General features: G+C 66.4%; 22 protein-coding genes. 8 read left to right on the top strand and 14 right to left on the bottom strand.

The window, feature by feature from the left end; genetic code table 11:
- The first annotated feature begins 1 nt into the window (after window position 1).
- On the top strand, window positions 2–2,824 hold the full coding sequence (locus CLU88_RS14150; protein WP_099658879.1) for a DUF5682 family protein: 2,823 nt from the start codon (window positions 2–4) through the stop codon (window positions 2,822–2,824).
- On the opposite strand, the gene CLU88_RS14145 is transcribed toward CLU88_RS14150, so the two are convergent.
- Window positions 2,821–3,288, bottom strand: coding sequence for a hypothetical protein (locus CLU88_RS14145; protein WP_099657141.1), 468 nt, complete (start codon window positions 3,286–3,288; stop codon window positions 2,821–2,823). The genes CLU88_RS14150 and CLU88_RS14145 overlap by 4 nt on opposite strands.
- Before the next feature lie 42 nt (window positions 3,289–3,330).
- Window positions 3,331–4,452, bottom strand: a complete 1,122-nt coding sequence (gene mnmA / locus CLU88_RS14140) for a tRNA 2-thiouridine(34) synthase MnmA (protein WP_099657140.1) — start codon at window positions 4,450–4,452, stop codon at window positions 3,331–3,333.
- Between the two features lie 331 nt (window positions 4,453–4,783).
- On the opposite strand from mnmA, the gene CLU88_RS14135 reads away from it, so the two are divergent.
- From CLU88_RS14135 to CLU88_RS14115, 5 genes are all read left to right on the top strand, one after another.
- The gene (locus tag CLU88_RS14135) at window positions 4,784–6,397 is read left to right on the top strand and encodes a methyl-accepting chemotaxis protein (protein WP_099657139.1); all 1,614 of its coding nucleotides are present in this window, start codon (window positions 4,784–4,786) and stop codon (window positions 6,395–6,397) included.
- A gap of 149 nt (window positions 6,398–6,546) precedes the next feature.
- Entirely contained in the window at window positions 6,547–7,479 is a 933-nt protein-coding gene (locus CLU88_RS14130) for a LysR substrate-binding domain-containing protein (protein ID WP_099657138.1), read from the top strand.
- Window positions 7,480–7,837: 358 nt separating this feature from the next.
- Window positions 7,838–9,310: an FAD-dependent tricarballylate dehydrogenase TcuA gene (tcuA, locus tag CLU88_RS14125; protein WP_099658878.1), complete on the top strand. Its 1,473-nt coding sequence runs from the start codon at window positions 7,838–7,840 to the stop codon at window positions 9,308–9,310.
- Window positions 9,297–10,478, top strand: coding sequence for a tricarballylate utilization 4Fe-4S protein TcuB (gene tcuB / locus CLU88_RS14120; RefSeq protein ID WP_099657137.1), 1,182 nt, complete (start codon window positions 9,297–9,299; stop codon window positions 10,476–10,478). The genes tcuA and tcuB overlap by 14 nt, the downstream gene beginning before the upstream one ends.
- Before the next feature lie 39 nt (window positions 10,479–10,517).
- On the top strand, window positions 10,518–11,492 hold the full coding sequence (locus CLU88_RS14115) for a tripartite tricarboxylate transporter substrate binding protein (protein ID WP_099657136.1): 975 nt from the start codon (window positions 10,518–10,520) through the stop codon (window positions 11,490–11,492).
- 39 nt (window positions 11,493–11,531) lie between these two features.
- Here the strand turns inward: CLU88_RS14115 and CLU88_RS14110 are convergent, their stop codons facing one another.
- Together CLU88_RS14110 and CLU88_RS14105 are read right to left on the bottom strand one after the other, a co-directional pair.
- The gene (locus CLU88_RS14110) at window positions 11,532–12,014 is read right to left on the bottom strand and encodes an NUDIX hydrolase (RefSeq protein ID WP_099658877.1); all 483 of its coding nucleotides are present in this window, start codon (window positions 12,012–12,014) and stop codon (window positions 11,532–11,534) included.
- 56 nt (window positions 12,015–12,070) lie between these two features.
- Complete coding sequence (locus CLU88_RS14105) at window positions 12,071–13,000, bottom strand: DMT family transporter (protein WP_099657135.1); 930 nt, start codon at window positions 12,998–13,000, stop codon at window positions 12,071–12,073.
- 129 nt (window positions 13,001–13,129) lie between these two features.
- On the opposite strand from CLU88_RS14105, the gene CLU88_RS14100 reads away from it, so the two are divergent.
- Window positions 13,130–14,023, top strand: a complete 894-nt coding sequence (locus CLU88_RS14100; RefSeq protein WP_099657134.1) for a LysR substrate-binding domain-containing protein — start codon at window positions 13,130–13,132, stop codon at window positions 14,021–14,023.
- A 33-nt stretch (window positions 14,024–14,056) separates the two neighbouring features.
- On the opposite strand, the gene CLU88_RS14095 is transcribed toward CLU88_RS14100, so the two are convergent.
- Window positions 14,057–14,578 carry a GNAT family N-acetyltransferase gene (locus CLU88_RS14095; RefSeq protein ID WP_099657133.1) on the bottom strand — a complete coding sequence of 174 codons (522 nt, stop codon included), beginning with the start codon at window positions 14,576–14,578 and terminating at the stop codon, window positions 14,057–14,059.
- An 820-nt stretch (window positions 14,579–15,398) separates the two neighbouring features.
- Here CLU88_RS14095 and CLU88_RS14090 point away from each other — a divergent pair.
- Window positions 15,399–16,136 carry an SURF1 family protein gene (locus CLU88_RS14090; RefSeq protein WP_099657132.1) on the top strand — a complete coding sequence of 246 codons (738 nt, stop codon included), beginning with the start codon at window positions 15,399–15,401 and terminating at the stop codon, window positions 16,134–16,136.
- Between the two features lie 442 nt (window positions 16,137–16,578).
- Here CLU88_RS14090 and ubiD read toward each other — a convergent pair whose 3' ends face one another.
- From ubiD to CLU88_RS14045, 9 genes are all read right to left on the bottom strand, one after another.
- The gene (ubiD, locus tag CLU88_RS14085; protein ID WP_099657131.1) at window positions 16,579–18,066 is read right to left on the bottom strand and encodes a 4-hydroxy-3-polyprenylbenzoate decarboxylase; all 1,488 of its coding nucleotides are present in this window, start codon (window positions 18,064–18,066) and stop codon (window positions 16,579–16,581) included.
- 179 nt (window positions 18,067–18,245) lie between these two features.
- On the bottom strand, window positions 18,246–18,887 hold the full coding sequence (locus tag CLU88_RS14080; RefSeq protein ID WP_099657130.1) for a UbiX family flavin prenyltransferase: 642 nt from the start codon (window positions 18,885–18,887) through the stop codon (window positions 18,246–18,248).
- Window positions 18,880–19,353, bottom strand: a complete 474-nt coding sequence (locus CLU88_RS14075; protein WP_233205468.1) for a putative zinc-binding protein — start codon at window positions 19,351–19,353, stop codon at window positions 18,880–18,882. Before CLU88_RS14075 ends, CLU88_RS14080 begins: the two co-directional genes overlap by 8 nt.
- A gap of 13 nt (window positions 19,354–19,366) precedes the next feature.
- On the bottom strand, window positions 19,367–19,933 hold the full coding sequence (locus CLU88_RS14070; protein ID WP_099657129.1) for an SCP2 domain-containing protein: 567 nt from the start codon (window positions 19,931–19,933) through the stop codon (window positions 19,367–19,369).
- A gap of 32 nt (window positions 19,934–19,965) precedes the next feature.
- On the bottom strand, window positions 19,966–20,898 hold the full coding sequence (locus tag CLU88_RS14065) for a U32 family peptidase (RefSeq protein ID WP_099657128.1): 933 nt from the start codon (window positions 20,896–20,898) through the stop codon (window positions 19,966–19,968).
- A gap of 102 nt (window positions 20,899–21,000) precedes the next feature.
- On the bottom strand, window positions 21,001–22,071 hold the full coding sequence (locus CLU88_RS14060) for a peptidase U32 family protein (protein ID WP_233205467.1): 1,071 nt from the start codon (window positions 22,069–22,071) through the stop codon (window positions 21,001–21,003).
- Window positions 22,072–22,499: 428 nt separating this feature from the next.
- On the bottom strand, window positions 22,500–23,369 hold the full coding sequence (locus CLU88_RS14055; protein ID WP_099657127.1) for an alpha/beta hydrolase: 870 nt from the start codon (window positions 23,367–23,369) through the stop codon (window positions 22,500–22,502).
- 45 nt (window positions 23,370–23,414) lie between these two features.
- Window positions 23,415–24,911 (bottom strand): M20 family metallopeptidase, encoded by a 1,497-nt coding sequence (locus CLU88_RS14050; RefSeq protein WP_099658874.1) that lies wholly within the window; start codon window positions 24,909–24,911, stop codon window positions 23,415–23,417.
- 153 nt (window positions 24,912–25,064) lie between these two features.
- Window positions 25,065–26,288 carry a diguanylate cyclase gene (locus tag CLU88_RS14045; protein ID WP_099657126.1) on the bottom strand — a complete coding sequence of 408 codons (1,224 nt, stop codon included), beginning with the start codon at window positions 26,286–26,288 and terminating at the stop codon, window positions 25,065–25,067.
- Window positions 26,289–26,617 lie beyond the last annotated feature (329 nt).

Here is a 26,617-nt window from a genome sequence, read left to right as displayed (position 1 = left end):
GATGGCCGCAGGCAGTACCGTAGTGCCGACCGCATTGCCCACGGCCCTGCCCGAGGCGTTGGCCCAGCAACTGCCCCACCTGCTGGGCACCGAGGGTGATCCGGCCCGCGTGGTCTTTGTGCCCGTGCGCCATCACAGCCCCGCCTGCGCCTGGGCCCTGCGCGCTCTGCTGCGCGAGCTGCGCCCCGCCGCCATCCTCATCGAAGGCCCTGACGACGCGCATGCCCTGCTGCCACTGATGAGTGACCCGCAGACCCGCCCCCCCGTGGCCTGGCTGTGCCAGGCCGTGCGCGAGCGGCCTGCTCAAGCCAGCAGTGACACCGCCGATGACGCCGCACCCGAAGCGGGCGCAGACGCCGACCCAGCCAGCCCCCGCACAGACACCCGCAGCTCCTTCTACCCCTTTTGCGACTACAGCCCCGAGTGGATCGCCATCCGCGAAGGCGCGGCGCTGGGCGCGCAGGTGGCGCTGATCGATCTGCCTTGGCAAGACAAGGCTTGGGAGCGCGAGGACGGAGAAGGCGACGCAGAGACCTTGGGCACCGCCGCGCGCAGCCAGATGGAAGAGCGCCACTTTGCCCACAGCCGCTACCTCACGGCCATGGCGCGCCAGCTCGGCTGCGCTGACCACCACGACCTGTGGGATCGGCTGTTTGAGCTGCGCAGCGCCACCCAGCGGGACGACTGGCGCAGCCTGTTCACCGACGTGTTCAGCTGGTGCGCCATGGCCCGGCTGGACTATGAGCCTGAAGTGCTCGAAGCCGAGTTGAGCCTGCCCCGCGAACGCCACATGGCCGCGCACATCCAGCGCTGGCGTGCGCAGGTGCAGGGCACCATCGTGGTGGTGACCGGGGGCTTTCACACGCCCGAGTTGCTGCGCCTGTGTTCTGGCAGTGGTGCCGCCACAGCCCGCAGTGATGCCGCTACCGCCAGCAAGGCCCGCAAAGCCAAAACCACCCCCGCCGCAAAAGCGGCGAAGGCATCTGCTGCGGCAACCGCCCCCAACGCCTGGCTCATCCGCTACAGCTTTGAGCAGCTTGACGCGCTGAACGGCTACAGCGCGGGCATGCCCTCACCCGGCTACTACCAGCGCCTGTGGGAGGCCTGGAACCGCAGCGAGGCCGAAGCATCGGCGTCGTCGGCACCTCGGGCACTGGGCTCACCCTCATCTGTTCCGGCTGAGCCTGTCGAAGCCCGGCACCAACCTGGCCAGCCCAGCCCCTTCACCGCCGTAGCACTCGACGTGCTCACCGGCTACGCCCAGCAAACCCGCCAGCAAGACCAGGCCGACGCCATCTCCACCGCCCTGGTGCAGGCCGCCGCGCTGCAGGCCCAGCGCCTGGCCGACTTGCGCGGCAACGCCGGGCCCGGGCGGCAAGACCTGCTGGACGCCATCCGCTCCTGCTTTGTCAAAGGCGCCATCGACGAAGGCACGCGCGGCTTCACCGCAGACCTGCGTGCCTACCTCAGCGGCACGCGCATGGGCGAAGTGCCGCCCAGCGCAGGCTCGCCCCCACTCATCGAAGACGCCCGCCGCCTGGCCCGCGCTGCCGGGGTGCGGCTGGACGACACCACGCCGCGCACCACACGGCTGGACCTCTACCGCAAGCCCACCCACCGCGTGCGCAGCCGCTTCTTTCAGGCCATGGCCTACCTCGACACCGGCCTGGCCCAATGGGTGAACGGCCCCGATTTTTTGGCGGGCACGCGGCTGAACCTGCTGTTTGAAGAATGGCACGGTGCCTGGAGCCCGCTGGTCGAAGCCCGCCTGATCGCCCTTGCCGCCGACGGCGCCAGCGTAGAGGCTGCCTGCCTGGCCAAGCTGCAGCGCGAAGAAGCCGCCCTGGCCGCCGATGGCCGGGGCCGCAGCGCCAGTGCGGCCGTCATGCTGCTGCTGCGCGCCTGCCTGGTGGGCCTGCAGCACCGCCTGCCCCAGTTGCTGGTCATGCTCTCCACCCACCTCAACGAAGACGCCTCGCTCGGCTCCGTCATCGACTGCGGCCACCGCCTGGTGACCCTGTGGCGCGCCCGCGAGCCGCTGGGCGTGCAACAGCACCCCGAGCTGCGCCGCCTGCTGGCCCGTGTGTGGCCCGCTGCCCTGTTTTTGCTACCCAACCTGCAGCACAGCCCCGCCGACGCCGAACCCCAGGCCGTGCAGCACCTGCTCGCCCTGCGCGAGCTGGGCCGCATGCTGCAAACGCTGGACGCCCCGGCGGACGGGACCGCAGACGCAGGCAGCGCCGATGCGCAAGACACTGCCCCCACGCCACCTCCGGCCAGCGTGCTGGCCATCGACACCGCCTTGCTCATCCCCCACCTGCAGCGCTTTGCCACCGAGCCCGACACCGCCCCCGGCGTGTGCGGCGCCGCCACCGCCTTGCTGTACCTGGAGGGGTTGTGGGACGACGCCCAGCTCGACACCGTGCTGCGCCAACGCTTTGGCCCCGGCGCGGTGCCCGCCGATGCGGTGCGCTTTTTGAACGGCGTGATGCAAGCGGCCCCCGAGCTGCTGCTGCGCCTGCCCGCCCTGCTGCAGGGGCTGGACGCCCTGGTGCGCGGCTGGGACGAAGCCGCCTTTATCGCCCACCTGCCTGATTTGCGCCAAGCCTTCACGGCCCTGCGCCCCCAAGACACCGCCACCCTGGCCGAACGCGTGGTGGGCTTGCACGGCGGTGATGCGGGCGCGGCCAGTTCTCTGGTGGCCATGCACTACGAGACCAGCGAGGCCGACCTGCAAGCCGGGCTGGCGCTGCAGCAGGCCTTGCAGGCGGCGTTGGTGCGCGATGGGTTAGGGGCGTGGGCGCATGGCCCCGCGGAGCACTAGATACTGCCGAGTGGATTGGCTGGAGTGAGGGGCTTGGCATACGGAAAAGCGTGCACAAACCTGCCCGCCATCTCTTCTGAAATGCCGATGAGCAAGGTTGCACTGCTGTCCCAAAACACGATCTCCAAAGCTGCGCTTGGTAGCTGTGGCGGACACTCCGGTATGCGCCAAAAATCTGTATTGCCATCAGCGAATGGCGCTACATCCACCACAGGGCGAACGCCTGGTGCAACCGCGCTGAAAACGCCCCAGATGAACTGAATGGGTGCCCGTTTCAAGAGTTGAGAAAACTCATTGCCTGTCAACCATTGACAGCCAGTCGCCAGCTCGGGCACCGGCTTGTTGCACTCCACATCACTCAGGTGCCAATCGAAGGCTTCGGGCTCAACGCCTAGCGCCCGCAAAGCGGCGCTGACGTCGGTGCAGTACGGCACATCTGGCGAGTTCTCCAGAATCAGGTTCATCGGTGAATGCTGCTGCAAGGTCCAAGGCTACAGAGGCGGAGATCACTGCGACAAATCCACCGCATTGATCACCCCACCCCCCAAACACACCTCCCCGTCATACAGCACCGCACTCTGGCCCGGTGTCACGGCCCATTGCGCATCGGCAAAGTCCAGGGCAAAGCCCTCGGGGGCGGCGGTCAGCGTGCAGGCCGCATCCTGCTGGCGGTAGCGGGTTTTGGCGGCATAGGCGCCCGGCGTGGGCGCGTGGCCTGCGCACCAGCTCACGTCTTGCGCCACCAGCCGGTGCGACAGCAGCCAGGGGTGGTCGTGCCCCTGCACCACGCGCAGGGTGTTCTTCTCCAGATCTTTGCGGGCCACAAACCAGGGTTCGTGTGCCCCGCCGCCACGCTGGGCACCCTTCTCCTTGATACCGCCAATGCCCAGTCCCTGGCGCTGGCCCAGCGTGTAGAAGGACAGGCCCACATGCTGGCCCAGCTTGCGTCCCCGGTCGTCCAGAATGGGGCCGGGGGCGTGGCTGATGTAGCGGTTCAAAAACTCACGGAAGGGCCGCTCGCCAATGAAGCAGATGCCGGTCGAATCCTTCTTCTTGGCATTGGGCAGGCCAATCTCTTCGGCAATGCGGCGCACCTCGGTCTTGTGCAGTTCGCCCACCGGGAACAGCGTCTTGGACAGTTGGGCTTGGTTCAGCCGGTGCAAAAAGTAGCTCTGGTCCTTGCTCGGGTCCAAGCCTTTGAGCAGCTCGTGCAGGCCTGTGGCCGGGTTGTGGCGCACGCGGGCGTAATGGCCCGTAGCGATCTTCTCGGCCCCCAGCCGCATGGCGTGGTCCAAAAAGGCCTTGAACTTGATCTCGGCATTGCACAGCACATCGGGGTTGGGTGTGCGCCCGGCCTGGTATTCGCGCAGAAACTCGGCAAACACCCGGTCCTTGTAGTCGGCCGCGAAGTTCACATGCTCGATCTCGATGCCAATCACATCGGCCACGGCGGCGGCGTCCACAAAGTCGATGTTGGAAGAGCAGTACTCACTGTCGTCGTCATCTTCCCAGTTCTTCATGAAGATGCCGACCACTTCGTGGCCCTGTTGTTTGAGCAGATAGGCAGTGACGGCGGAGTCCACGCCACCACTGAGACCGACCACTACGCGCTGATGTTGATTACCCATAGGGTCACGATTGTATTTTTGGAGCGGCCTTGTCGCCCTTCCTCTCCGCAAAGACCGTGCGGATGTATGACGACGGAGTCATTGTGTGCCCATCAACGCGCCTTCCGACAAAAGCGCAAACACGTTCTAAAGGCGTCATCGCTTCTAGGGCGCAGCGACCATGGCCACTGCCACGGGCGTCGCCGCAGGGCTGCCGCGTTGGTTCTGAATCTGGTATCGGTAGACGTAACCCTGTACATTGGTTGCGCCCTGCAATTGCTAGCGGATTGCATGGTTTTTTGCGTTGGTATTACCCCTTTGGATATGCAGAACCCGCCCAGGGCCGGAGAAGATGTTGATGAAAAACTTGTCGATTGGAAAACGGCTGGCACTGGTTTTAGGTGCCATCCTTGCGTTGCTAGTCATTACCAGTGGCTTAGCCATGGTCATGTTGCAGCAGCTCGGCCAGGAGGTGGAGGTGATGCTGGAGCGCAACACCCGCACTGAGCGTTTGGCCGTTGACTGGAGCATGAATCTGAACGCTGCGGTGCAACGGCGCGCAGCCATCTCCAAAAGCCAGGACCCTGGCCTCAAAGCCTACTTTGCGGAGGCCAACGCCCAAAGTGTGCGCGTGACCGGAGAGTTTCAAAAGCAGATCGACGAGCAGCTGAATTCGTCAGGTGACCGCGCCGCCTTGGAAGAAGTCAACGCCCGCCGCAAGGCCTACCAGATCGTGCGCGATGAAGTCACCAAACTCAAGGATGCGGGCGATGAAGCGGCAGCGGGCCGGCTCTTTGACGAGAAGTTCGATCCCGCCGCCCGCGCCTACCAAGAGGCTGTGCAAAAGGTGGTGAGCATGCAGCGTCAACAGTTGGATGCACGGGGCACGCAGGTGCTGGCGCTGCGCTCGCGCACGCTGTGGCTCCTGTCGGTCAGCGCTGGCGTCGGGCTGGTCCTGGGCGTTGTGCTTGCGTGGTTGCTGTCACGCAGCATCGTTGGTCCCGTGCGCCAGTCGCATGCGATCGCCGTAGAAATTGGATCGATGGACCTGCGGGGGCAGCCCCAGCCCGCCTATAGCAGGGACGAAACCGGCGCTCTTTTGCAGGCGCTGGACCGCATGCGTGCCGCATTGCGCAACACGCTGCTGGAGGTCCGTGGGGTTGTGGATGGCGTACACACCGCCAGCCAGGAAATTGCAGCGGGCAACATGGACCTGAGCGCCCGCACCGAGAGCACTGCCGGCAGCCTGGAAGAAACCGCCAGTGCCATGGAGGAGCTGACCAGCACCGTTCGGCAAAGCGCTGACGCGGCTTCACAGGCTAGCCAGCTTGCGTTGACTGCAGTGGATGTGGCTCAGCGCGGAGGCCAGCTCATGGGCACGGTCGTACAGACCATGGATCGCATCCACACCTCTTCTGGTCGCATTGCCGACATCATTGGCGTGATCGATGGCATCGCCTTCCAGACCAACATCCTTGCGCTGAATGCTGCCGTGGAAGCGGCCCGAGCGGGCGAGCAAGGCAGGGGCTTTGCCGTAGTGGCCAGCGAAGTGCGGGCGCTGGCGCAGCGCTCTGCCGCTGCCGCCAAGGAGATCAAGACGCTGATCGACGACAGCGTGGGCGAGGTTGGAACAGGCTCAACACAAATCAAGGAAGCCGGAGCTACGGTGGGGCAAATCGTCGACAGCATCCAGAAAGTGCGGGATATCGTTAGCGAAATCAGCGTTGCTACCCGTGAACAGAGCCAGGGTATTGCCCAGATCAATGTTGCCATTAACCAGCTGGACCAGATGACCCAGCAGAACTCAGCGCTGGTGGAGCAGTCGGCTGCAGCGGCGGGCAGTCTCAACGAACAGGCGCAGCGGCTCTCGCGTGCGGTGGCCGCCTTCCAGTTCGAGGATGGAGTCCATGCGGGAGCCGCCAGACTGCCCCACACCCAACCTGTGCAGCAAGCCTCGCGCGCTTGACGCACTGAGCGGCGTAAGCCTCTAGCCGCTGGGTGTAGTTGCTGCCGACTTGGCCTATCAGCACAGCAGCCCATTGACTGTGGGACGCTGAGCAAGAGTTCTTGCCCAGGGACTGAAAGACAGATCCACAACTGTGCCACCATCCCCCCATGGAACTCCGCCAACTCCGCTACTTCGTCCGCATTGTCGAACTCGGCTCCATGGGCCGGGCGGCGGCCGATCTGGACATGGTGCAGTCGGCGCTGAGCCAGCAAATCAGTCGGCTGGAGGGTGAGCTGAGCACCCGGCTGCTGCAGCGCACCTCCAAAGGCGCCGTGCCGACGGAGGCGGGGTTGGCGTTTTTTCGCGAGGCGCAACTGGCCCTGCGCCATGCCGATCAGGCGGCGCGGGCGGCGCAGCAGGCGCGGCTCACGGGCAGTGTGAGCGTGGGCCTGTCGCCCACCACGGCCTCGGTGCTGGGCGTGCCGCTGATGCGCGCAATGCATGAGCGCTACCCCGATGTGCGGCTGCACATGGTGGGCAGCCTCTCGGGCCACCTCTCCAACATGCTCAATGCGCGCCAGCTGGACTTGGCGGTGCTGTTCGACACCCAGCCCGCGCGCCGCTGGAGCGTGCTGCCGCTGCTGGAGGAGCGGTTGTTCCTCATCCGCTCGGCCCAGCGCGGCGTGCGCAAACCAGCGCTGCGGCGCAAGGTGGCGCTGGCGCAGCTGGCCGATGAACCGCTGATCTTGCCCACCGGACCTCACGGCCTGCGCAGCCGGCTGGATGCGGCCTTTGCCCAGGCGCGTGTGGTGCCGCGCATGGCCATGGAGATTGACTCGCTGGCGCTGTTGATGGACGCGGTGGACATGGGCCTGGGCAGCACCATCCAGCCCTGGGCGGCGGTGGGCCGCTATGCCGATGCGGCCGAGCGCTTTGTGCTGGCCGAGATTGCGGACGGCCCCGCCTTTCGGCCTGCGGCGCTGTGCAGCTTGTCGGACGATGAACTCTCGCCCGCTGCGCTGGCCGCGCGCGTGGTGCTGGGCGACTGCGTGCGCGAGCTGGTGCAGTCGGGGCGGTGGATCGGCGCCACGTTGGCGTAGGCCCGTAGAAGCTTCTGACCTTCTCAATAAGCACCAACCGTTCACGCTGAGCCCGCCGAGGCCGGGGCACACCCCCATACCTCGTAGGTCGGGTTAGCCCGCAAGGGCGTAACCCGACGCGCCCACAGGGCACGCCGCGTTGGTGTCGGGTTACGCTGCGCTAACCCGACCTACACAACGGAGCCTGTCGAAGCGCGGCGCGAGGCTTCGACCAGTTCAGCCCGAACGGCTGACGTGAAGGCCGCGATGCGGCCAACCCATCACGATCCGTGATGGGGCCATGCCTGTGCAGCCCCTGCACAAGCAGCGGGGTTCTTCCTACATTCAGGCCACCCATGAATGCAAAGAAGAACTGCAAATGCACCCCGATGTTTTGGTGATTGGCGGCGGCAATGCTGCCCTGTGCGCTGCGCTGATGGCCCGCGAGGCCGGGGCCAGCGTGCTGTTGCTTGAATCGGCCCCGCGCGAGTGGCGCGGTGGCAACTCGGGCCACACGCGCAACCTGCGCTGCATGCACGATGCGCCGCAAGACGTGCTGGTCGATGCCTACCCCGAAGAAGAGTTTTGGCAAGACCTGCTCAAGGTGACGGGCGGGCTGACCAACGAACACCTGGCGCGCTTGGTGATTCGTGAATCGAGCACCTGCCGCGACTGGATGCGCAGCCACGGCGTGCACTTTCAGCCGCCGCTGTCGGGCGCGCTGCATGTGGCGCGCACCAATGCGTTTTTTATGGGCGGGGGCAAAGCGTTGGTCAATGCCTACTACCGCAGCGCGGAAAAGCTGGGCGTGCAGATTCGCTACGAATCGCCCGTGGACCGCATCGAGGTGGAGGACGGCCGCTTTGTGGCCGCGCATTGCACTGCCAACGGCCAGCGTGAGCGCATCACGGCCAAGGCCTGTGTGCTGGCCGCAGGCGGGTTTGAATCCAACCGCGAATGGCTGCGCGAGGCCTGGGGCCAGAATGAGCGCGGCGAGTGGCCTGCGGACAACTTCTTGATTCGCGGCACGGCCTACAACAAGGGCGTGTTGCTCAAGCACCTGCTCGACGACCACGGCGCCGACCGCATTGGCGACCCCACACAGGCGCACATGGTGGCCATTGATGCGCGCGCCCCGCTGTACGACGGCGGTATCTGCACGCGCATCGACTGCGTGTCGTTGGGCGTGGTGGTCAACCGCGAGGGAGCGCGCTTTTACGACGAGGGCGAAGACTTCTGGCCCAAGCGCTATGCCATCTGGGGCCGCCTGGTGGCGCAGCAGCCGGGGCAGATTGGTTATTCGATCATCGACAGCAAGGCCATCGGCCGCTTCATGCCGCCAGTGTTTCCGGGCGTCAAAGCCGACACGCTGCCCGAGCTGGCGCAAAAGCTGGGTCTGCGGGTAGACACGTTCACCAGCACGCTCGATGCCTACAACGCCGCCTGCCGCGTGGGCACGTTCGATCACACCGCGCTGGACGACTGCCACACCGAAGGCGTCACGCCCGCCAAGACGCACTGGGCCCGCCCCATCGATACCGGCCCGTTCTACGGCTACGCGCTCAAGCCCGGCGTCACTTTCACCTACCTGGGCCTGCACACCGACGACACGGCCGCCGTGCGCTTCAACGACCAGCCCAGCCCCAACCTGTTTGTGGCGGGCGAAATGATGGCGGGCAACGTGCTGGGCAAGGGCTACACCGCCGGGGTGGGCATGAGCATTGGCACCGCGTTTGGCCGCATTGCCGGTACGCAGGCGGCCCGTGCAGCTTTGAACTCAAAACAGCCTCCAGCGCTTATCCATAAAGCGCAAGCAGCTACAAATACAGGAGCAACTCATGCAAACGCTTGAAGCCCTGACCCGCGACGCCAAGGCGCTGGCCAATGGCGACATCGTGCTGTCTGCGCCCGAAACCGAAGTGGCCCGCCAGCTGCAGATCTGCAACGCCTGTCGCTACTGCGAAGGCTTTTGCGCCGTCTTCCCCGCCATGACGCGGCGGCTGGAGTTTGGCAAGGCCGACATCCACTTCATCGCCAACCTGTGCCACAACTGCGGCGCCTGCCTGCACGCCTGCCAGTACGCGCCGCCGCACGAGTTTGCGGTGAACGTGCCGCAGGCCATGGCCCAGGTGCGTGGGCAAACCTATGCCGACTATGCCTGGCCCCCCGCGCTGGGCCAGCTCTACCAGCGCAACGGCTTGACCCTGGCTCTGGCGCTGGTGGCGGGGCTCACGCTGTTCTTGCTGCTGGCGGTGGGGCTGCATGGCCAGGGCGTCAGCGCGCTGTGGCAATCGCCTGTGGGCGGCTTCCACGGCATCTTCCCCCACAACCTGCTGGTGGGCCTGTTTGCGCCGGTGTTCCTGTTTGCCGTGCTGGCCCTGGGCCTGGGCGTGCGCCGCTTCTGGCGCGACGTGACGCCCGCCACCAGCGGCGCGCCGCTGAGCACGCCCGCCACGGCCGAGGCCACTGGTGCGGTACTGCGCCTCAAATACCTGGACGGCGGCCACGGCGACGGTTGCCACAACGAGGACGATGCCTACACCCTCTCGCGCAGGCGCATGCACCACCTCACGTTCTACGGCTTCATGCTGTGCTTTGCGGCCACCAGCGTGGCCACGCTGTACCACTACCTGCTGGGCGTGCCTGCTCCGTATGACCTGCCTAGCTTGCCCAAGCTGCTGGGCGGCGTGGGCGGCATCAGCCTGGCGATTGGCACCGCAGGCCTGTGGCGGCTGAACCTGCGCCGCCACCCCCAGCATGGCGATGCGGCACAAAAGCCCATGGACCGCGCCTTCATTGCGCTGCTGTTCCTCACCGCCACCAGCGGCCTGGCCTTGTGGGCGGCCCGCGGCAGCGCGGCCTTGCCCCTGCTGCTGTGCCTGCACCTAGGTGCGGTGATGGCGCTGTTTGCCACGCTGCCCTACGGCAAGTTTGCCCACGGCATCTTCCGCACCGCATCGCTGCTGCGCCATGCGGTGGAGAAGCGCCAGCCCAACCCCATCGGGCTTGGTGCGGACTGACCCAAAGATCAAAAACCATCCACGACGAAGGAGACCCCGATGAACAAACGCACCCTGCTGCACTGCGCCCTGGCGCTGGCAACCGTTCCCCTGGCCTTTGGCGCTGCGGCGCAAGACTTTCCGCCCAAAAAGCCCGTCACGCTGGTCGTGGGTTTTGCGGCAGGCGGTGCGGCCGATGCGGCGGCGCGCCTGATTGCCAAGAGGCTGGGCGAGAACATCGGCCAGCCGGTGGTGGTGGACAACAAGGGCGGCGCGGGTGGCAACATCGCCCACCAGTTTGTGGCCAATGCGGCGCCCGATGGCACGGTGCTGCTGCTCGGATCGGTTGGGCCGCTGACCATTGCGCCGCACCTGATGAAGGTGACCTACGACCCCTTCAAAGACCTGGCCCCGGTCTCGGGCGGGGTGAACTTTCCGAACGTGCTGGTGGTGCACAAAGGCGCGGGCGTGAAGACGTTGGCCGAGTTTGTGCAGCTGTCCAAAAAGAAGCCCGGCAGCGTGGACTTTGCCTCCACCGGCGCGGGCTCGGCCTCGCACCTGGCGGGCGAGTTGTTCAACCAGCGCGCGGGCATCGACATGACCCACGTGCCCTACAAGGGCGGGGCCCCGGCGCTGCAGGATTTGCTGGGTGAGCGCGTCACCTCGTACTTTGCCGCGCCGCCCACGGCGCTGCCGCACATCGAGGCGGGCAAGCTGATCCCGCTGGCCACCACGGGGCTCACCCGCCCGGCCTATTTGCCCAACATTCCCACCGTGGCGGAGTCGGGCTTTCCGGGCTTTGAGGCGCTCAACTGGTATGCCTTTGTGGCCCCGGGCAAAACGCCTGCGCCGCTGCTTGAGCGTTGGAACCAGGAGATCGTGAAAGTGCTGAACGACCCCGGCGTGAAAGAGGCGCTGAACAAGCACGGCCTCACGCCCCAGCCCACCACGCGGGCAGAGCTGGCGGCCTTCATGAAGAAAGAGTCGGCGCAGTGGGCCGCCACCATCAAGGAACGCAAGATTTCGATGGACTGAGCCGAACTGAGCGCAGCCCCTAAGGTCTTTGCGCGGGGCCTACCGTGGGGTTGTCACAGAGGGGTCGGTGTGCACCAGCGTGAGCGGGTGGCGCTGGCCTGCCAGGTAGTCTTCCAGACACGCCAGCAGCAGCGGGCTGCGGTGGCGCTCGGGGCAGGCGCGGATTTCGTCGGGGGTCATCCACAGGGTGCGGACGATGCCTGCGTCCAGCGAGCGCCAGCCGTGGTGGGTGCCCAGCGTGCCGGCAAACGCAAAGCGCATGTAGGTCAGGTCGTCGCCCGTGCGGGTTTTGGTGAATCGGTTGAGGTACACGCCGATGAGGGCGGTGGGCACAAAGTCGTGCGCAGTTTCCTCCAGCACCTCGCGGGCGCAGGCCTGTTCGGGCGATTCGCCGGGGTCCAGATGGCCTGCAGGGTTGTTGAGTTTGAGACCGTCCGTGGTCTCTTCTTCCACCAGCAAAAAGCGCCCATCACGCTCGATGAGGGCGGCCACGGTGACGTTGGGTTTCCAGCGGTTTGGCATGGCACCCATTATGACCACGGGCCGTGACAACTGCCTGCCGCGCTGACCCCGTGGCGCTAGCGGCGCAGGGCGGCCGAGGGCGCCGTGGCTGGCGCCGCCACCGGGCGCAACACCAGCCACAGCGCCAGCCCGATCAGCACCCCGCCCGCCACATGCGCACCCGTGGCCACTTCGTCCAGAAACAGCCAGCCCCAGGCCACGCCGAACAGCGGGATCAGGAAAGTGACGGTGAGCGCCTTCAGCGGCCCCACATCGGCGATGAGCCGGAAATACAGCACGTAGGCCAGTGCCGTGCACAGCAGGCCCAGTGCCAGCAGCGCCCCCCAGACCGGTGCTGGCGCGGCCAGCCAGGCCGTGGCGACGGCAGGCTGGCGCCACAGCTCCCACGCCACGCAGGGCACCAGCACCAGCACTGCGCCCATCTGGCTGCCCAGGGCCACGGTGCGGCTGTCCAGGCCACCCCGATGGGTGATCCAGCGCCGTGTGAGAAAGCCCGCCAGCCCGTAGCACGCCGTGGCCACCAGGCAAGCAGCCATGCTGGCCAGCACCTCGGGGGTGAGCGCCACCGGCCCCGCCTGGGCCAGCACCCCCACCCCCACCATGCCGAGCACCACCCCGCCCACGCGGGCCGCTGTGATGCGTTCACCAAACGCCAGCGCACCCACAAGCACGCCCATCAGCGGCGTGGTGGCATTGAGGATGGCGCTGTAGCCAGCGGGCAGGCTGCGTGCTGCCATGGCAAACATGAGGAACGGGATGCCCGAGTTCACCACCCCCAGCGCCAGCGTGGCGCCGAGCTTTCCTTCAAAACGGGGGCGCAGGCGTAGCACCACCAGCAGCAAGCCCAGCCCCGTGGCACCCAGCAGCACCCGGGCGAAGGTGGTGGGCAGGGCGCCCAGCACCGGTGCAGCCACGCGCATCAGCAAAAAGCTGCCGCCCCACAGGGCCGCAAGAAGCATCAGTCGCAAGAAGCTGGGCAATGGCATGGCGGCACCTGTGAAGTTCGGTAAGAGGCATTAAAAACGTGCTGCTATTGTTGAAAATACGTTGAGCCATGGCAAACGATTTATCCTCTACAACCGTTTAGCTAAGCTGAACACCTGGAGCACATCATCATGAAACTACCGCCCTTGATTGCCGTGCGATTCTTTGAGGCCACAGCGCGCCACCGCAGCGTGCGCGAGGCGGCACGCGAGCTGCATGTCACGCCCGGTGCTGTGTCGCAGCAGGTGCGGCGGCTGGAGTCCTTCCTGGGCTGCGCGCTGTTTGAGCGCCTGCCGCGCGGGCTTGCGCTCACGCCCGCTGGCATGGACTACCAGGCTGCGTGCGGCGAGGCCCTGGCCCGCATTGGCCACGCCACGGCGCGGCTGGCGGCTGGCGCGCGCCGCGTGGTGCGGGTGAGCTGCACCCCCAGCTTTGCTGCGCAGTGGCTGGTGCCGCGCCTGCAGCTGTTTTTGCAGAGTGCCCCCGAACTCGACGTGCATGTGAACAGCACGCACCGCGCCGTGGACCTGCTGGCCGAGGACATGCATTTTGCGGTGCGCCACGGCCTGGGGCCCTACCCCGGCTTGCACGCCGAGTGGTTGCTGGACGATGACCTGATCCCCGTGTGCAGCCCGCGCCTGGTGACGCCGCGCCTCTGGGCGGGGCTGGAAGACATTACCGGCCCCCGGCTGCTGCACGATGGCCACCGCGACGACTGGCGCATGTGGTGCCAGGCGCAGGGGTTGGGGCGGGTGGACTCTGGCCAGGGTGTGGTGTTTGCAGGGACCAACGGTGCGGTGGAGGCGGCCCTGGCTGGGCAGGGCTTTGCGCTGGTGACCCGGGCCGTGGTGGAGCGTGAACTGGCCACCCGGGCCCTGGTCGGCCTGCAGGCCCCCGCCGCGCAGGCGCCGCTGGGCTACCGCCTGGTGTACCGGCCTGAGGCTCTGATCGACCCGGCGCTGCGGCGCTTTCGCGACTGGGTGGTGGGTGAGGGCCTGCTGGCCGGGCACATCAGTGTGGGCTGAGCCGCGAAGCGACGGGGCCCCAGGCCCCGCGCATCAGTGGCCTGGGGCGAGGCGGCGCACCATGTACGTGGCGCCCTCGCCGTAGGTGGCCAGGCGTTGGCGCTGCACTGCGTCTTGCAGCGCGTGTTCGGCATACCCGTGGCGCGCCCAGTAGCCCTGCGAGCCTTGCACCGATACCAGTGCCGTGTGGCGCAGGCCGTGTTGCTGGGCACGCTCCCACAGGGGCTTGAGCAGGGCCTGCGCCAGCCCCTGGCCCGCCATGCTGGGCAGCACGGCCATGTCGTGCAGGTACAGCGTGTCGGGCGCGGTGCCCGCAGGGGGCTCAAAGTCGCCATGCAGCGGGGTGACCTTGCCCTGCACCGAGTGGTAGGCGGCCAGGTAGGCGCACAGCTGCCCATCGGCCAGCAGCGCCAGCGAGCAGTTCACCGGGCTGGCCAGGCGGCGGGTGAAGACCTCGGCGCTTTCCATGAACCCATCGCCATAGGCGGCGCGTTGCACTGCCATCAGCGCGGGCAGGTCGTGGGTTTGCAGGGGGCGGACTTCAAGCGCAGGCATGGGGGTGAGAGAAGGGATTGGAGAAGGCAAACACCACAGTGGGTGCGATCCATCGGGATGGTCCGGATTCAGGAGGATATGAGGAAATGGCCCGTTGCCAAGGCGTTTCCATCCCTGCAATCGCATTGAGCCATCTGGCCTTGGATGCCCATTGCCCTCGCAAATAAGCCCACCCGGGCGGCTTCGCCTCTGTTCGCCGTGAGGCAGAATTCGGCCAGAAGTCGCCGGTGGCGATGTATGAGAGTGGACGCTCAACGAAATGGTGACTGGCGACAAGCCGAAGCGACTGAAGGGAGCGCACTGTGTTGGGCGTGTGAGTCATCCGCATTGTTAGGTGCAGGCGAGATGCGTTCAATACTGCGCTCAGTTGAACCAACCTTGGCGAGAGGTCCGCACCCAAACCGCGGACGCCAAAGAATAGAGAGCGAGAACTAGGAATACCCAGAACAGCCCCGGGATGCCACCCATATTGAATCAATGACCACTTTTGGGAGTGGTGCCCACCATCGGCTCAGGGCCCCGAGCCCTCGTTCGGAAGCACACCCTGAAGCTGTCATTGCCTGGAGCACGTTGCAGTCGAAAATCCCGGTGTCTCCCTATGGCAAACTGCAGTTTGCCGAGTTGACGTGTGCCGGGTTTCACGGAATTTTGATACTTGGAGTTTGAATAGGTAAACCCTTGCAAACCTTTGCTGCAAGCCGCTTTCAGTAAAAATCAGTGTCCAGAATATCCCGCACGATCCATTTTATCCTGCGGGTTTTGCAGTCTGAATTAGGTTAATTTTTCACGACTGGCTCTCATTACGCTAACGATTTATCGCATGAGCACCATACATTCAGGCCGAAATGGTTTTTCAAAAAAAACCAACGCCACGCAGAGCTTACTTTGGCGTTGGGTATTTATAGGAGCAGCGTTGCTCACGACAATGAGCGGCGCTTGGATCCTGTGGGGGCCCATACCTATCGCTAGGCCGCTACCTCCACCTCCCAAGGAACTCTTCCAACTCAGGGAGGTGGCGAATGCTACAGATCTGAAGTCACTGCAACACAAACAGGTGCTCATCGTGGGAGCATTCACAGGACACACGGTGGTTCTCAAGGGGCGCGACATGGCGGGGCGCAGCGGGTTTTACGTACTAGAACCCCTTATCGAAAAAGGATCCAATGGATTGGCTGTACTGGTGCAGCGGGGCTGGGTGCCAGCTGACACGGTACTGCAAAGACTTCCTACACCGAAGCATGATTTAGTAATCGAAGGGCGACTAGCAATTCCATCATTCGGAACTAGCGCTGAAGCTGGGAATGAAACAGGGCTAGTACGCCAGAGCCTGAACGTCCAACGCTATGCCAGCGAAATTGGTATGCCACTGGTTCCAATGGTAGTGCTTGAAGAGCCAGGGGCCGAGTGGAGCGAGAGAGATATTCGGCAGGATCTATTTCAACGTCGATGGAGCGAGTTGTACCCTCAAGACAAAAACAACACTCGCAACGGTTGGTTAATTTTGATCCTTGGGATAACACTAGCGGCACTTAGTATTGCAATAAGGCGGAGAAATTAAATATTAGGCGCAACACTCTGCCTACGCTCAGCAGCCTAACTTTTTGGTTAAGCCGACACCCACAAAGTCCGCTTATGGGTTCCGTTCGTGTTTCGCACTCCGGTGCGGCTTGTTTCGGACGTTGAGCGTCCGCTTTCATCTGTAGCCACTGGCCGCTCCTCGCCGAATTCTGCCCCACGGCGAACAGAGACGGAGCCTCCTCGGATGGGCTTATTTGCGCAGGCAACTGGCATCCAAGGCAAGACGGTTCAATGCGATTGCAGGGATGGAAACGCCTTGGCAACGGACCATTTCCCTACACACCTTTTCAGCCCGGAAAGTCCCGATTTTCGCTCCCACTGTGGTGTTTTTTCTCAACTCCCTTCGGGTCACGTTGCGGGGCCGTCGGAGCAGGGAACGAACGCTGCGCGTCATAGACGTCGTCGCAGCGTCTCTTCTGCCCCTACAGCCCCAGCCCCCGCATCAGCGCCTCAGCCCGCGCGCTCACTTCCGGTGTCATGTGCATCGGCCTACCCCATTCGCGCTGCGTTTCGCCGGGCCATTTGTTGGTGGCGTCCATTCCCATCTTGCTGCCCAGGCCGCTCACGGGTGAGGCGAAGTCCAGGTAGTCGATGGGCGTGTGCTCCACCATCATGGTGTCGCGCGCCGGGTCCATGCGGGTGGTGATGGCCCAGATCACGTCCTTCCAATCGCGCACGTCCACATCGGCATCCACCACCACGATGAACTTGGTGTACATGAACTGGCGCAGGTGGCTCCACACGCCCATCATCACGCGCCGCGCGTGGCCTGCGTAGGCCTTGCGGATGCTGACCACCGCCATGCGGTAGCTGCAGCCTTCGGGCGGCAGGTAGAAGTCCGCGATCTCGGGGAACTGCTTTTGCAGCAGGGGGATGAACAGTTCGTTCATTGCCAAGCCCAGCACGGCGGGCTCGTCCGGCGGTTTGCCGGTGTAGGTGCTGTGGTAGATCGCATCGCGCCGCAGGGTGATGCGCTCCACGGTGAGCACGGGGAATTCGGCGCATTCGTTGTAGTAGCCGGTGTGGTCGCCATACGGCCCTTCCAGCGCGTGCTGCCAGCCGCTCGCATGGTTGGCGTCGGGCTGGATGTGGCCTTCGAGCACGATCTCGGCGGTGGCGGGCACTTGCAGCGGCACGCCTAAAGCAGCAGTCACTTCGGTGCGCGCACCGCGCAGCAGGCCTGCGAACTGGTATTCGCTCAACCCATCGGGCACGGGCGTGACGGCGCCCAGCAGCGTGGCGGGGTCGGCCCCCAGCGCCACGGCCACGGGGTAGGGCTGGCCGGGGTGCTGGGCGCAGTGGTCGGCAAAGTCCAGCGCGCCGCCCCGGTGGGCCAGCCAGCGCACGATGACCTGGTTGCGCGAGAGCACCTGCTGGCGGTAGATGCCCAGGTTCTGCCGGGCCTTGCGCGGCCCTCGCGTGATGGTGAGGCCCCAGGTGATGAGCGGGGCCACATCACCGGGCCAGCAGTGCTGCACGGGCAGGCGCGCCAGGTCTACATCGGGCCCTTCCCACACTTCTTGCTGGCAGGGGGCGTTGCGGCCCACGGTGTGCGGTGCCATGTTCCACAGGGTCTTGAGCAACTGGCCCATGCCCAGCATGTCTTTGAAGCCTTTGGGCGCCTCGGGTTCTTTGAGCGTGGCGAGCAGCTCACCCAGGGCGCGCACGCCGCGCAGGTCGGGCACGCCCATGGCGCGGGCCACGCGCTCGGGTGTGCCAAACAGGTTGGTCAGCACCGGCATGCGGTGGCCTGTGGGCTGGGTGAACAGCAGCGCCGGGCCGCGCGCGCGCAGCACGCGGTCGCTCAGCGCGGTCATCTCCAGGTGGGGCGATACGGGCTCATTCACGCGGCGCAGCTCGCCCGTGGCTTCGAGCTGGGCCATGAAGTCGCGCAGGTCTTGGTAGGCCATGGTTTTGAATAAAAAAGGCCTCTAGCGCTTGATAGGTAAGCGCTGGCAGCTATGAAATTGATAGTTTTTGACGCGCGGTGGTGAATCTTCCCCACCCGTTCGGGCTGAGCCTGTCGAAGCCAGGGCGCAATGTCCCTGCGGCGCTTCGACAGGCTCAGCGTGAACGGTTTGTTGAGCGTTCACGGCGATGCCATGGCTGTCTCGTTAGGCTGAACAGGCAGCCCGGCCCAGCGTGTGGCCAGGGTGTGGGGCACGTCGATGAGGTCGAGCACCCGGGCCACGCTGGCGTCCACGATGTCTTGCACGCTGCGCGGGTGCTGGTAGAAGGCGGGCAGGGGCGGGCAGCAGATGGCGCCCATCTCGGTCACGGTGAGCATGTTGCGCAGGTGCACCAAGTGCAGCGGGGTTTCGCGCACCATCAGCACCAGTTTGCGGCGCTCTTTGAGCATGACGTCGGCCGCGCGGGTGAGCAGGTTGTCGCTCAGCCCGTGGGCAATGGCGGCCAGGGTGCGCATGGAGCAGGGCGCCACCACCATGGCGTGGCTGCGAAAGGACCCGCTGGCAAGTAGGGCGCCCACGTTGCGCACGTCGTGCAGTTGGTGGCCGGGGGCCAGGGCCTGCAGCGCGGCGGGGCCGTCCACACCGCATTCGTGTTGCAGCGTGCGCCAGCCTGCGTCTGACACCACCGCATGCGCTTCGATGCCCGGCTGGCCGTGCAGCGCCTGCAGCAGCCGCACGCCGTAGGTGGCACCGCTGGCGCCCGAGATGCCGACGACGATGCGGGCCGAGGTGCTGCAGGGGGCGGCTTCGGCATCAGCCATGGGCAGTCTCTGGGCGGGGCTGTGGGTGGTGGGGCGCGCCCGCCAGCGGTTCGTAGTGCAGGTCGTCCAGCACGCGCTCCAGCACCAGGGCGGCCTGGGCGGGGTCGAAGTCTTCATGGGCGCGCTTTTTGACGCCGTATTGCTGCAGCTGGTAGTGGCGTGCGGGGTCAATGCCGTGGCGGGCCAGGGTGCTTTTGACGCACACCAGCGGGCAGCCATCGAGCGCAATGATGGGGCGGCCCGAGCGCACGGTTTTCATGAGGTGGGGCACATCGCCGCCCACGCCCGCAATGCACGACATCTCGGCCGCGCCGCAGCGGTCCAGCCGCAGGGCAACGTGGTTGGCCAGTTGTGCCGCGCTGGAGCAACCCGAGCACGAATACACGAGCGGCAGGGGGGCGTTGGCGTGGGGGCTTGCGTGGGTGGGGGGGCTGGGCGGGCGCAGGTCGCCGGGTTCGGTGTTCATACGACAGGCCTCCTCAGGGCTTGGGGAACAGGCGCGCCAGCATGGCGCGCGGGGCCCATTGCGCGGGGTCGAGCACGGGCAGCTCCAGGGCGTCGAGCGCGTTCTTCACCACCAGGCCCAGCTCGGTGTCGCCCTGCATGGACAGGCGGCGGCTGAAGAACAGCGTGTCCGGGTCTTGCTGGCGCTGGGCCAGCAGCACAAAGTCGTGCGCACTGGCGCTGATGGTGAGATCGGGCGCGTTGGCCGCTGGGGACGCACCGGGGGCATCGGCCGCTTTGGCCGCGCCGCCGGGGCGGGCGGGGCTGCAGGGGGCAAAGCGCTGGCCGTTCCAGGCAAAGTCAAAGGCCACGCGGGCATCGCGCACCTCAATGCGCAGCTTGCGGTGCAGCAGCAGGGCCAGCACGTCGGCGGGCAGGTGGCGGGCCAGCGCCAGGTTCAGCGCGGTGACGAGCAGCACCGAGCCGGGGTAGGCCGGCAGGCGCGAGAGCACGGCGCCCACGGGCGCGGGCAGTTGCCGGGGGCGGGCGGTGTGGTGCTTGGCGGAGGACGGGTGTGTGGTGGGGTGTGCGGGCGGGTACATGGCGGTCCAGAGGAGGGTGTGCGGCGGGCCGTTCAGGCTGCCGAGCGTTGGGCGGTGTGCTGTGCCTGGTGCAGGTCGCTGCGGCCTTGCTCTAGCCCGGGGCGGCCGTGCCAGAAGCCGTTGCATGGCCAGTCGGGCATCAGCGCCAGGATGCGGTTTTGGGCGTGCGCGGCGTTGGCGGGTTGGCGGCGCACTTCGTCAAACAGGGCAATCACCTGCTCCATGTGCTGGGGCTGGGGGCTCAGTCGCACCAGGTCCACGCCCAGGGCTTGCATTTGGGGCAGCTCTTCGATGAGGTTGTAGACGCGGGCCGACTGCGTTTGCGTGCCGTTGAGCACGAGGAAGCCCTCTTTCTCGCGCGTGCGCATGGGCAGGCCTTCGGGGTGCTCCATGCAGCTGAAGCGGCAGTCGTCCTTGGGCTGGTTGTAGTGCCTCGCGGTGAAGCAGCGGGCCGAGTACGCCAGCGGCAGCCGCCCGTAGGCGAAGACCTCGGTCTGCAGGCCTGCGGGGCGCGCGGCCTGCACCACGGCCAGGTCTTGGTGGCGCATCTCCAGCGGCATCACCCAGCGGCTGGCGCCCAGCTGGGCCATCCATTGCACGGCCTGGGGGTTGTAGAGGTTCAGGTGCGGCCCGGCCACAAAGGGCTGCTTGCCCGCCAGGCAGTGCACGGCGCCCATGTCGTTGGCCTCGACGGTGAATTCGCCGTTGGCGGCCAGCTTGTGCAGCCAGGCCACGTCCGAGCCCGATTCGAGCAGCACCTGGCTGGACATGACGACCCGCTTGCCCTTGCCCTGCAGGTGGCGGGCCAGCCCGAGCCAGTCGGACAGGCGCAGCTCGTGGCGGCGCGAGCACACGGTCTCGCCCAGGTAGACCTCGTCCACGGCCGTGTCGGCCATGGTTTCGTAGAACGCAAAGACGGTGTTGCGCGGCCAGTAGTACTGCAGGGGGCCCAGGGTGATTTTCATGGTGGGGGACTCCGTGTGGTGGGAGAGCGGGCGCTGTGCGCCTCTTGGCTCTTGTGTTGCGTTAGCGCTGCGTATCAGTGGCGCCCCGGGGGGGGCGGTGGCTTATTTCCAGGGGCGGTGGTAGGCGCCCAGCGTGTGTTGCTGGCCCTCGGCCACCTGGTCCAGCTGGGCCATCCAGTGGGTTTTGGGGGCGTAGCGGTGGGGCTGGGCCATGCAGTGGTCGATGGCCTCGCGCCACACGCGCGTCACGTCGGTCACGTAAGCGGGGCTGCGCTGGCGGCCTTCGATCTTGATGGCGCGCACGCCGATCTTGACCAGCTGGGGCAGCAGCTCCAGCGTGTTCAGGCTGGTGGGCTCTTCGATGGCGTAGTAGTTTTCTTCATCGGCCACGTCAAAGCGGCCCTTGCACAGCGTGGGGTAGCCCGCGTTCTCGCCGGGGGCGTAGCGGTCGATGAGCACGCCGTTCAGGCGCGACTCCAGGCCCTGCGGGGTTTCTTGCCAGCGCACGGCTTTGGGCGGCGAGCATACGCCGTGGGTGTTGGGCGATTCGCCCGTCACGTACGACGACAGGGCGCAGCGGCCTTCCACCATCACGCACAGGCTGCCAAAGCCGAAGACCTCGATCTCGACCGGCGTGCGCTCGATCACCTGGCGCACCTGCTCCATCGACAGCACCCGGGGCAGCACGGCGCGCACCACGCCAAACTGCTCGCGGTAGAAGTTGATGGCCTCGAAGTTGGTGGCAGAGCCTTGCACCGACAGGTGCAGCCGCAGCTGTGGGTGGTGCTGGGCGGCGTACTGCATGAGGCCGGGGTCGGCCAGGATGACGGCGTCCAGCCCCATGTCCACGGCCTTGTCCACCGCGCTGCGCCAGGGGCCGGGGTTGGAGGCTTGCGGGTAGGTGTTGAGCGCCATGAACACTTTGCACCCGCGCTGGTGGGCGTAGCCAATGCCGTTGGCAATGGCGGCTTCGTCAAAGTTCAGCCCCGCAAAGTTGCGGGCGTTGGTGGCGTCGCGCAGGCCCAGGTAGACGCAGTTGGCGCCGTGGTCTACGGCGGCTTTGAGCGCGGGCAGGCTGCCTGCGGGGCAGACGAGTTCGGGGGAAAGCTGGGCAGCCTCGGGGGCGGCGGCAGGGGCTGCGGAGGTGGCTGCAGCAGGGGTCAAGGGTTCCATGGCAAGCGTTTCATCGCCAGCACCGGTAGGGTGCCAAGGCATTGGCCGCCACCTTAGTCAGCCCTGCGTGCGCAGCCGCTGATCTTCATCAACCGGGCTGCAGAATGCCAGACAAATTTGATCGGGATTTGACGCGCCTGCCGGTCCAGCGCCTGCGCTGTGGCGCCGGGGGCACGGGCTGTGCTGCCAGCGGACCGGATCGGCTGGTTGGGGTTGCTATTAAAAATATAGCTGCTAGCGCTTATTGGATAAGCGCTAGAGGCTTTTTTTCTGAGTGGTTGCTTGCCTCAGGTAGAGCGTTCGCCCTGAGCCCGTCGAAGGGCTGTTTGCAAAAGACGCCCTGGCTTCGACAGGCTCAGCCCGAACGGCTGGGGGATGAGCAGACTGAGGCAGGACGCCAATGAGGCATTTTTTCCTCAAAACCGGGTTCAGTATTTCACGCCAAAGCGCGCCAGCAGCCAGTCCTGCAGCATCTGCAGCACGGGCATGGCGTACTCGGGGGTTTCGTTGAACAGCTCGTGGAAGGCGCCTTCAAAGCAGTGCGACTGCACCACGGCTGGCGGCGCTGCCTGCGCAAAGGCGCGGCTGCCTGCGGGGTTGACCAGCCGGTCGGCCCCCGCCCACATCAGCAGGGTGGGCACGGCCCATGTGGGGGCGGTGGCCACAGTGGCGGGGCCTGCGTCGGCTATGAAGCGGGCCAGGCGGGCGCTGATGCGGTCATGGCACTGAGGGTCGGCCCGGTAGTCGGCCACCACCTGCGCGTCGTGCGAGAGGTAGTGGGCGTCCAGCCCGTTGCCCACGCGCAGGTTGGGGGCGATGCGGGGCAGGGTGGACACCAGCAGCTTTTGCACCGCGCCCAGGCCTGCATCGAGCGCGGGGGACGACAGCACCAGCGCATCCACCGGGCACAGGTTGAGCGACACCAGCCGCGCAGCGACCAGGCCGCCCATGCTGTGGCCCAGCAGCACCAGCGGCAGGCCGGGCGGCAGGCGGGCGCGGGTGCATTCGACCATGTCGGCCAGGTCGTCCAGCAGGCGCGTGTCGCTGGTCAGGCCGCCGCGCGGGCCGGCCGATGCGCCGTGGCCGTAGTGGTCGTAGCCGCGCACGGCAAAGCCCCAGGCGTTGAGCTGCTCGGCCAGCGCGCCGTAGCGGCCCGCGTGCTCGCCCAGGCCGTGCACCAGCACCACCAGGCCGCGCAGGGGGGTGTTGGCGGCCACGGGCCATTCGTGCAGAGCGAGGTTTTCCCCATCGGCAGCGGTGAAGGGGCTGAGGGTGGAGGGTGAACAGTGCTGGGGCATACCGGGGCGCTGGGTGGCGGGGGTGGGCGCGGTCAGCGCAAGGGTTCAGGGGGCTGCGGTCGCGCTGGTGGCCGCCTGGGCCTGCGCCATCGTGGCAATCACATGCGCCACCGAGGCCGTGAGGCGCTTGGCGTAGGGCACATGCAAAAACTCGTTGGGGCCGTGCGCGTTGCTCTTGGGGCCGAGCACGCCGCAAACCATCATTTGCGCGGTGGGAAAGCCTTCGCTGAGCATGTTCATCAGCGGAATGGTGCCGCCCTGGCCGATGTAGCCGCAGGGCGCACCAAAGTGCGCCTGCGAGGCTTCGTTGAGCGCCTGCTCGAACCAGGGCGTGGTGGCCGGGGCGTTCCAGCCCGTAGCGCCGCTCAGGCTCTGGAAGGTGACCTTGGCCTGGTAGGGCGCGTTGTCTTCGAGCAGGGACTTGAGTTCTTGCACCGCCTGGGCCGCATCTACCAGCGGGGGCAGGCGCAGGCTGAGCTTGAAGGCGGTGTAGGGGCGCAACACGTTGCCCGCGTCTTGCAGGGCCGGAAAGCCTTCGGCGCCGGTCACGCTGAGCGTGGGCTCCCAGGTGCGCTTGAGCAGCGCCTGCAGCGGGTCGGTGGTGGTGGGCAGCGCAAAGGTGGTGGAGCCGCCGCAGTCGTAGTGCGCCCACGGAAAGCGCCGATACACCTCTTCGCCCAGGATGGCGGCGGTGGCTTGCGCCTGGGCCAGCCGCTCGGCGGGCACTTCGCAATGGAAGCTCTGGGGCAGCAGGCGGCCGGTGGCGCTGTCTTCCAGGCGGTCGAGCACCTGGCGCATGATGCGAAAGGACGAGGGCACCAGGCCCGAGGCGTCGCCCGAGTGGATGCCTTCGGTGAGGATTTCGACCTTGAGCGTGCCACTGGCCATGCCGCGCAGGCTGGTGGTGAGCCACAGCTGGTCGTAGTTGCCCGCGCCGCTGTCCAGGCAGATCACCAGGCCCACATCGCCCAGGCGGGGGCGCAGGGCGTCGATGTAGGGCATCAGGTCGCGCGAGCCGCTTTCTTCGCAGGTCTCGATCAGGCCCACGATGCGGGGGTGCGGCACGTTCTGGCGCTTCAATTCCTGCACGGCGGCGATGCTGGCGTACACGGCGTAGCCGTCGTCTGCGCCGCCCCGGCCGTAGAGCTTGCCGTCCTCGTACTTGGGCGTCCAGGGCCCCAGGTCGTTGCGCCAGCCGCTGAATTCGGGTTGCTTGTCCAGGTGGCCGTACATCAGCACCGTTTGCGGGGCGTGGGCCTGGGTGGCTTCGATCTCAAAGAACAGCACGGGGGTGCGGCCGGGCAGGCGCACCACTTCCAGGCGCAGGCCTGCCACTTTTTGCGCTTCGACCCAGGCGGCGGCGTTGCGCACCACGGTGTCGAGCAGCCCTTGCTCGGCCCAGTCGGCCGCAAACATGGGCGACTTGGCGGGGATGGCAATGTAGTCGGTGAGCTGGCCCACGATGTCGCTGTCCCACGCCTGGCTCACCCGCTCCAGTGCCAGGGTGGGTTCAAGGGCTTGGGTGGGGACACGGGCGTTCATGGCGGGCTCCTGTGGGCGGTGGAAAAAGCACCATTCCAACACAAGCGCGCGGGGGCTGCCATCGAATTTGGCGTATTCCGACCATGGGCCGGGGTGCATGGTGGGGCCGCTGAAAGGGGGCGCTGCCGTGGCGGCCGCCCCGACCTGCGGGCCTTAAAAAAGCCCGGGCTGTGTCTCAGGCCCCGAGACAGCGGCCGCCTGCGATGCGGGGCGGCGCAGCACCTCGCCCACCTCCACGCGGTTGCGCCCACGGTTTTTGGCTTCGTACAGGGCGCGATCGGCGGCAGAGATCAGCATGTCCCAATGGTCGCCAGGCTGCAGCGTGCCGCCAAAGACGCCAATGCTCACCGTGATCGGGATTTCATGGCCCTCGTGGATGAAGCTGGAGGCCTCGACCGCTTCGCACAGCTGCAAGGCCAGCAGATAGGCGCCCTTGATGGTGGTGTCGGGCAGCACCACCAGGAACTCTTCGCCGCCGTAGCGGCCCACCAGGTCTTGCGAGCGCACCCGCTCGCGCAGCACGTTGACCACGCTGCACAGCACCTGGTCGCCCACGGGGTGGCCGTAGCGGTCGTTCACAGCCTTGAAGTGGTCAATGTCCACCATCATCGCGGCGATGGGCTCGCGGGTGCGGATGGAGCGGGCCACGTCGCGGTCCAGCGCCGCAATCACGGCACGCCGGTTGGCCACACCGGTGAGCGAGTCCACCGCTGCCATGCGCCGGTTGCCTGCGTCGGCCCGGTCACGCGCCATGAACACAAAGCCCATCGAGGCCACCAGCACCACGGCAAAGGTGGTCATGAATGTCATGGTTTGCACCGCGCTGGATTGCAGCAGCTCGCTGCCCGCCAGCGGGCTCACGCCCACCAGGGCCACGCGCAGCAGCAACACCAGGGTTTGAAAGCCCAGGGCCCCCACCACCAGCCAGGCGCCGCGCCCCCCCACGGTACGCCAGCGCACCAGCAGGCTGCCCAGCAGCCACAGGTTCAGCGCGCACAGCAGCAGCCCCGCCACCACCACGCGGGCCGAGTAGCTGCCCAGCAACAGGGCCATGCAGCCCGCCATCAGCAAAGGCAAGGCCAGTGTCAGCCGGCGCGGCAGTGCGCGCCCCTGGAACTGCAGCACCGCAGCCAGCATGGACAGGTACACGCCCACCAGCACGGCGTTGCCGACCACCACCGACAGCAGGTCAGGAATGCGGCCGCGCAGGGCAAACAGCAGGTGGGTGACCGCATTGAGCAGCAGCCCCAGCGCCCACAGCCGCACGCCGTCGTCCTGGCGCCCCCAGCCCACCACGGCCATGCCCCCGGCGGTGACGAGGGATGACAGGATGATCATCACCAGCATCGTGGGAACGTCGGCGGCGGCAAGGAGCATGGGGCGGGCGAGATGGCTGGTGTTGGATGGCGCAAGCCTTGTGCATGGCGCACCCACGGCCAGTGGGGCGGTGCAGACAGGCGGGCAGGCGGACAAAGGTCGGCCCGGGTCAGGCCGCTGTGGTGTTTCATGTTGGCATGAAATCCGCACCCAGGGCAATAGGCAAAAGCGCTAGAAGCTATTATTTTAATAGCATGCGACGGGGTCGCTCCTGTGGCGCCTTGGGGCTTAGGGGTGCATCCCGCAGAATGGCCCACCGCACGGCGCCGCAAGTGCGCAGCGGTCTGCGCCATGCGACCGTGGATTTGTGCGGTTCCAAGGAGGTATCA

This window comes from Acidovorax sp. 56 (genome assembly GCF_002749705.1).
Taxonomy (GTDB): Bacteria; Pseudomonadota; Gammaproteobacteria; order Burkholderiales; family Burkholderiaceae_C; genus Acidovorax.
Note: the sequence above shows the minus strand (reverse complement) of the source record. Positions and strands in the feature narration are given on the sequence as shown.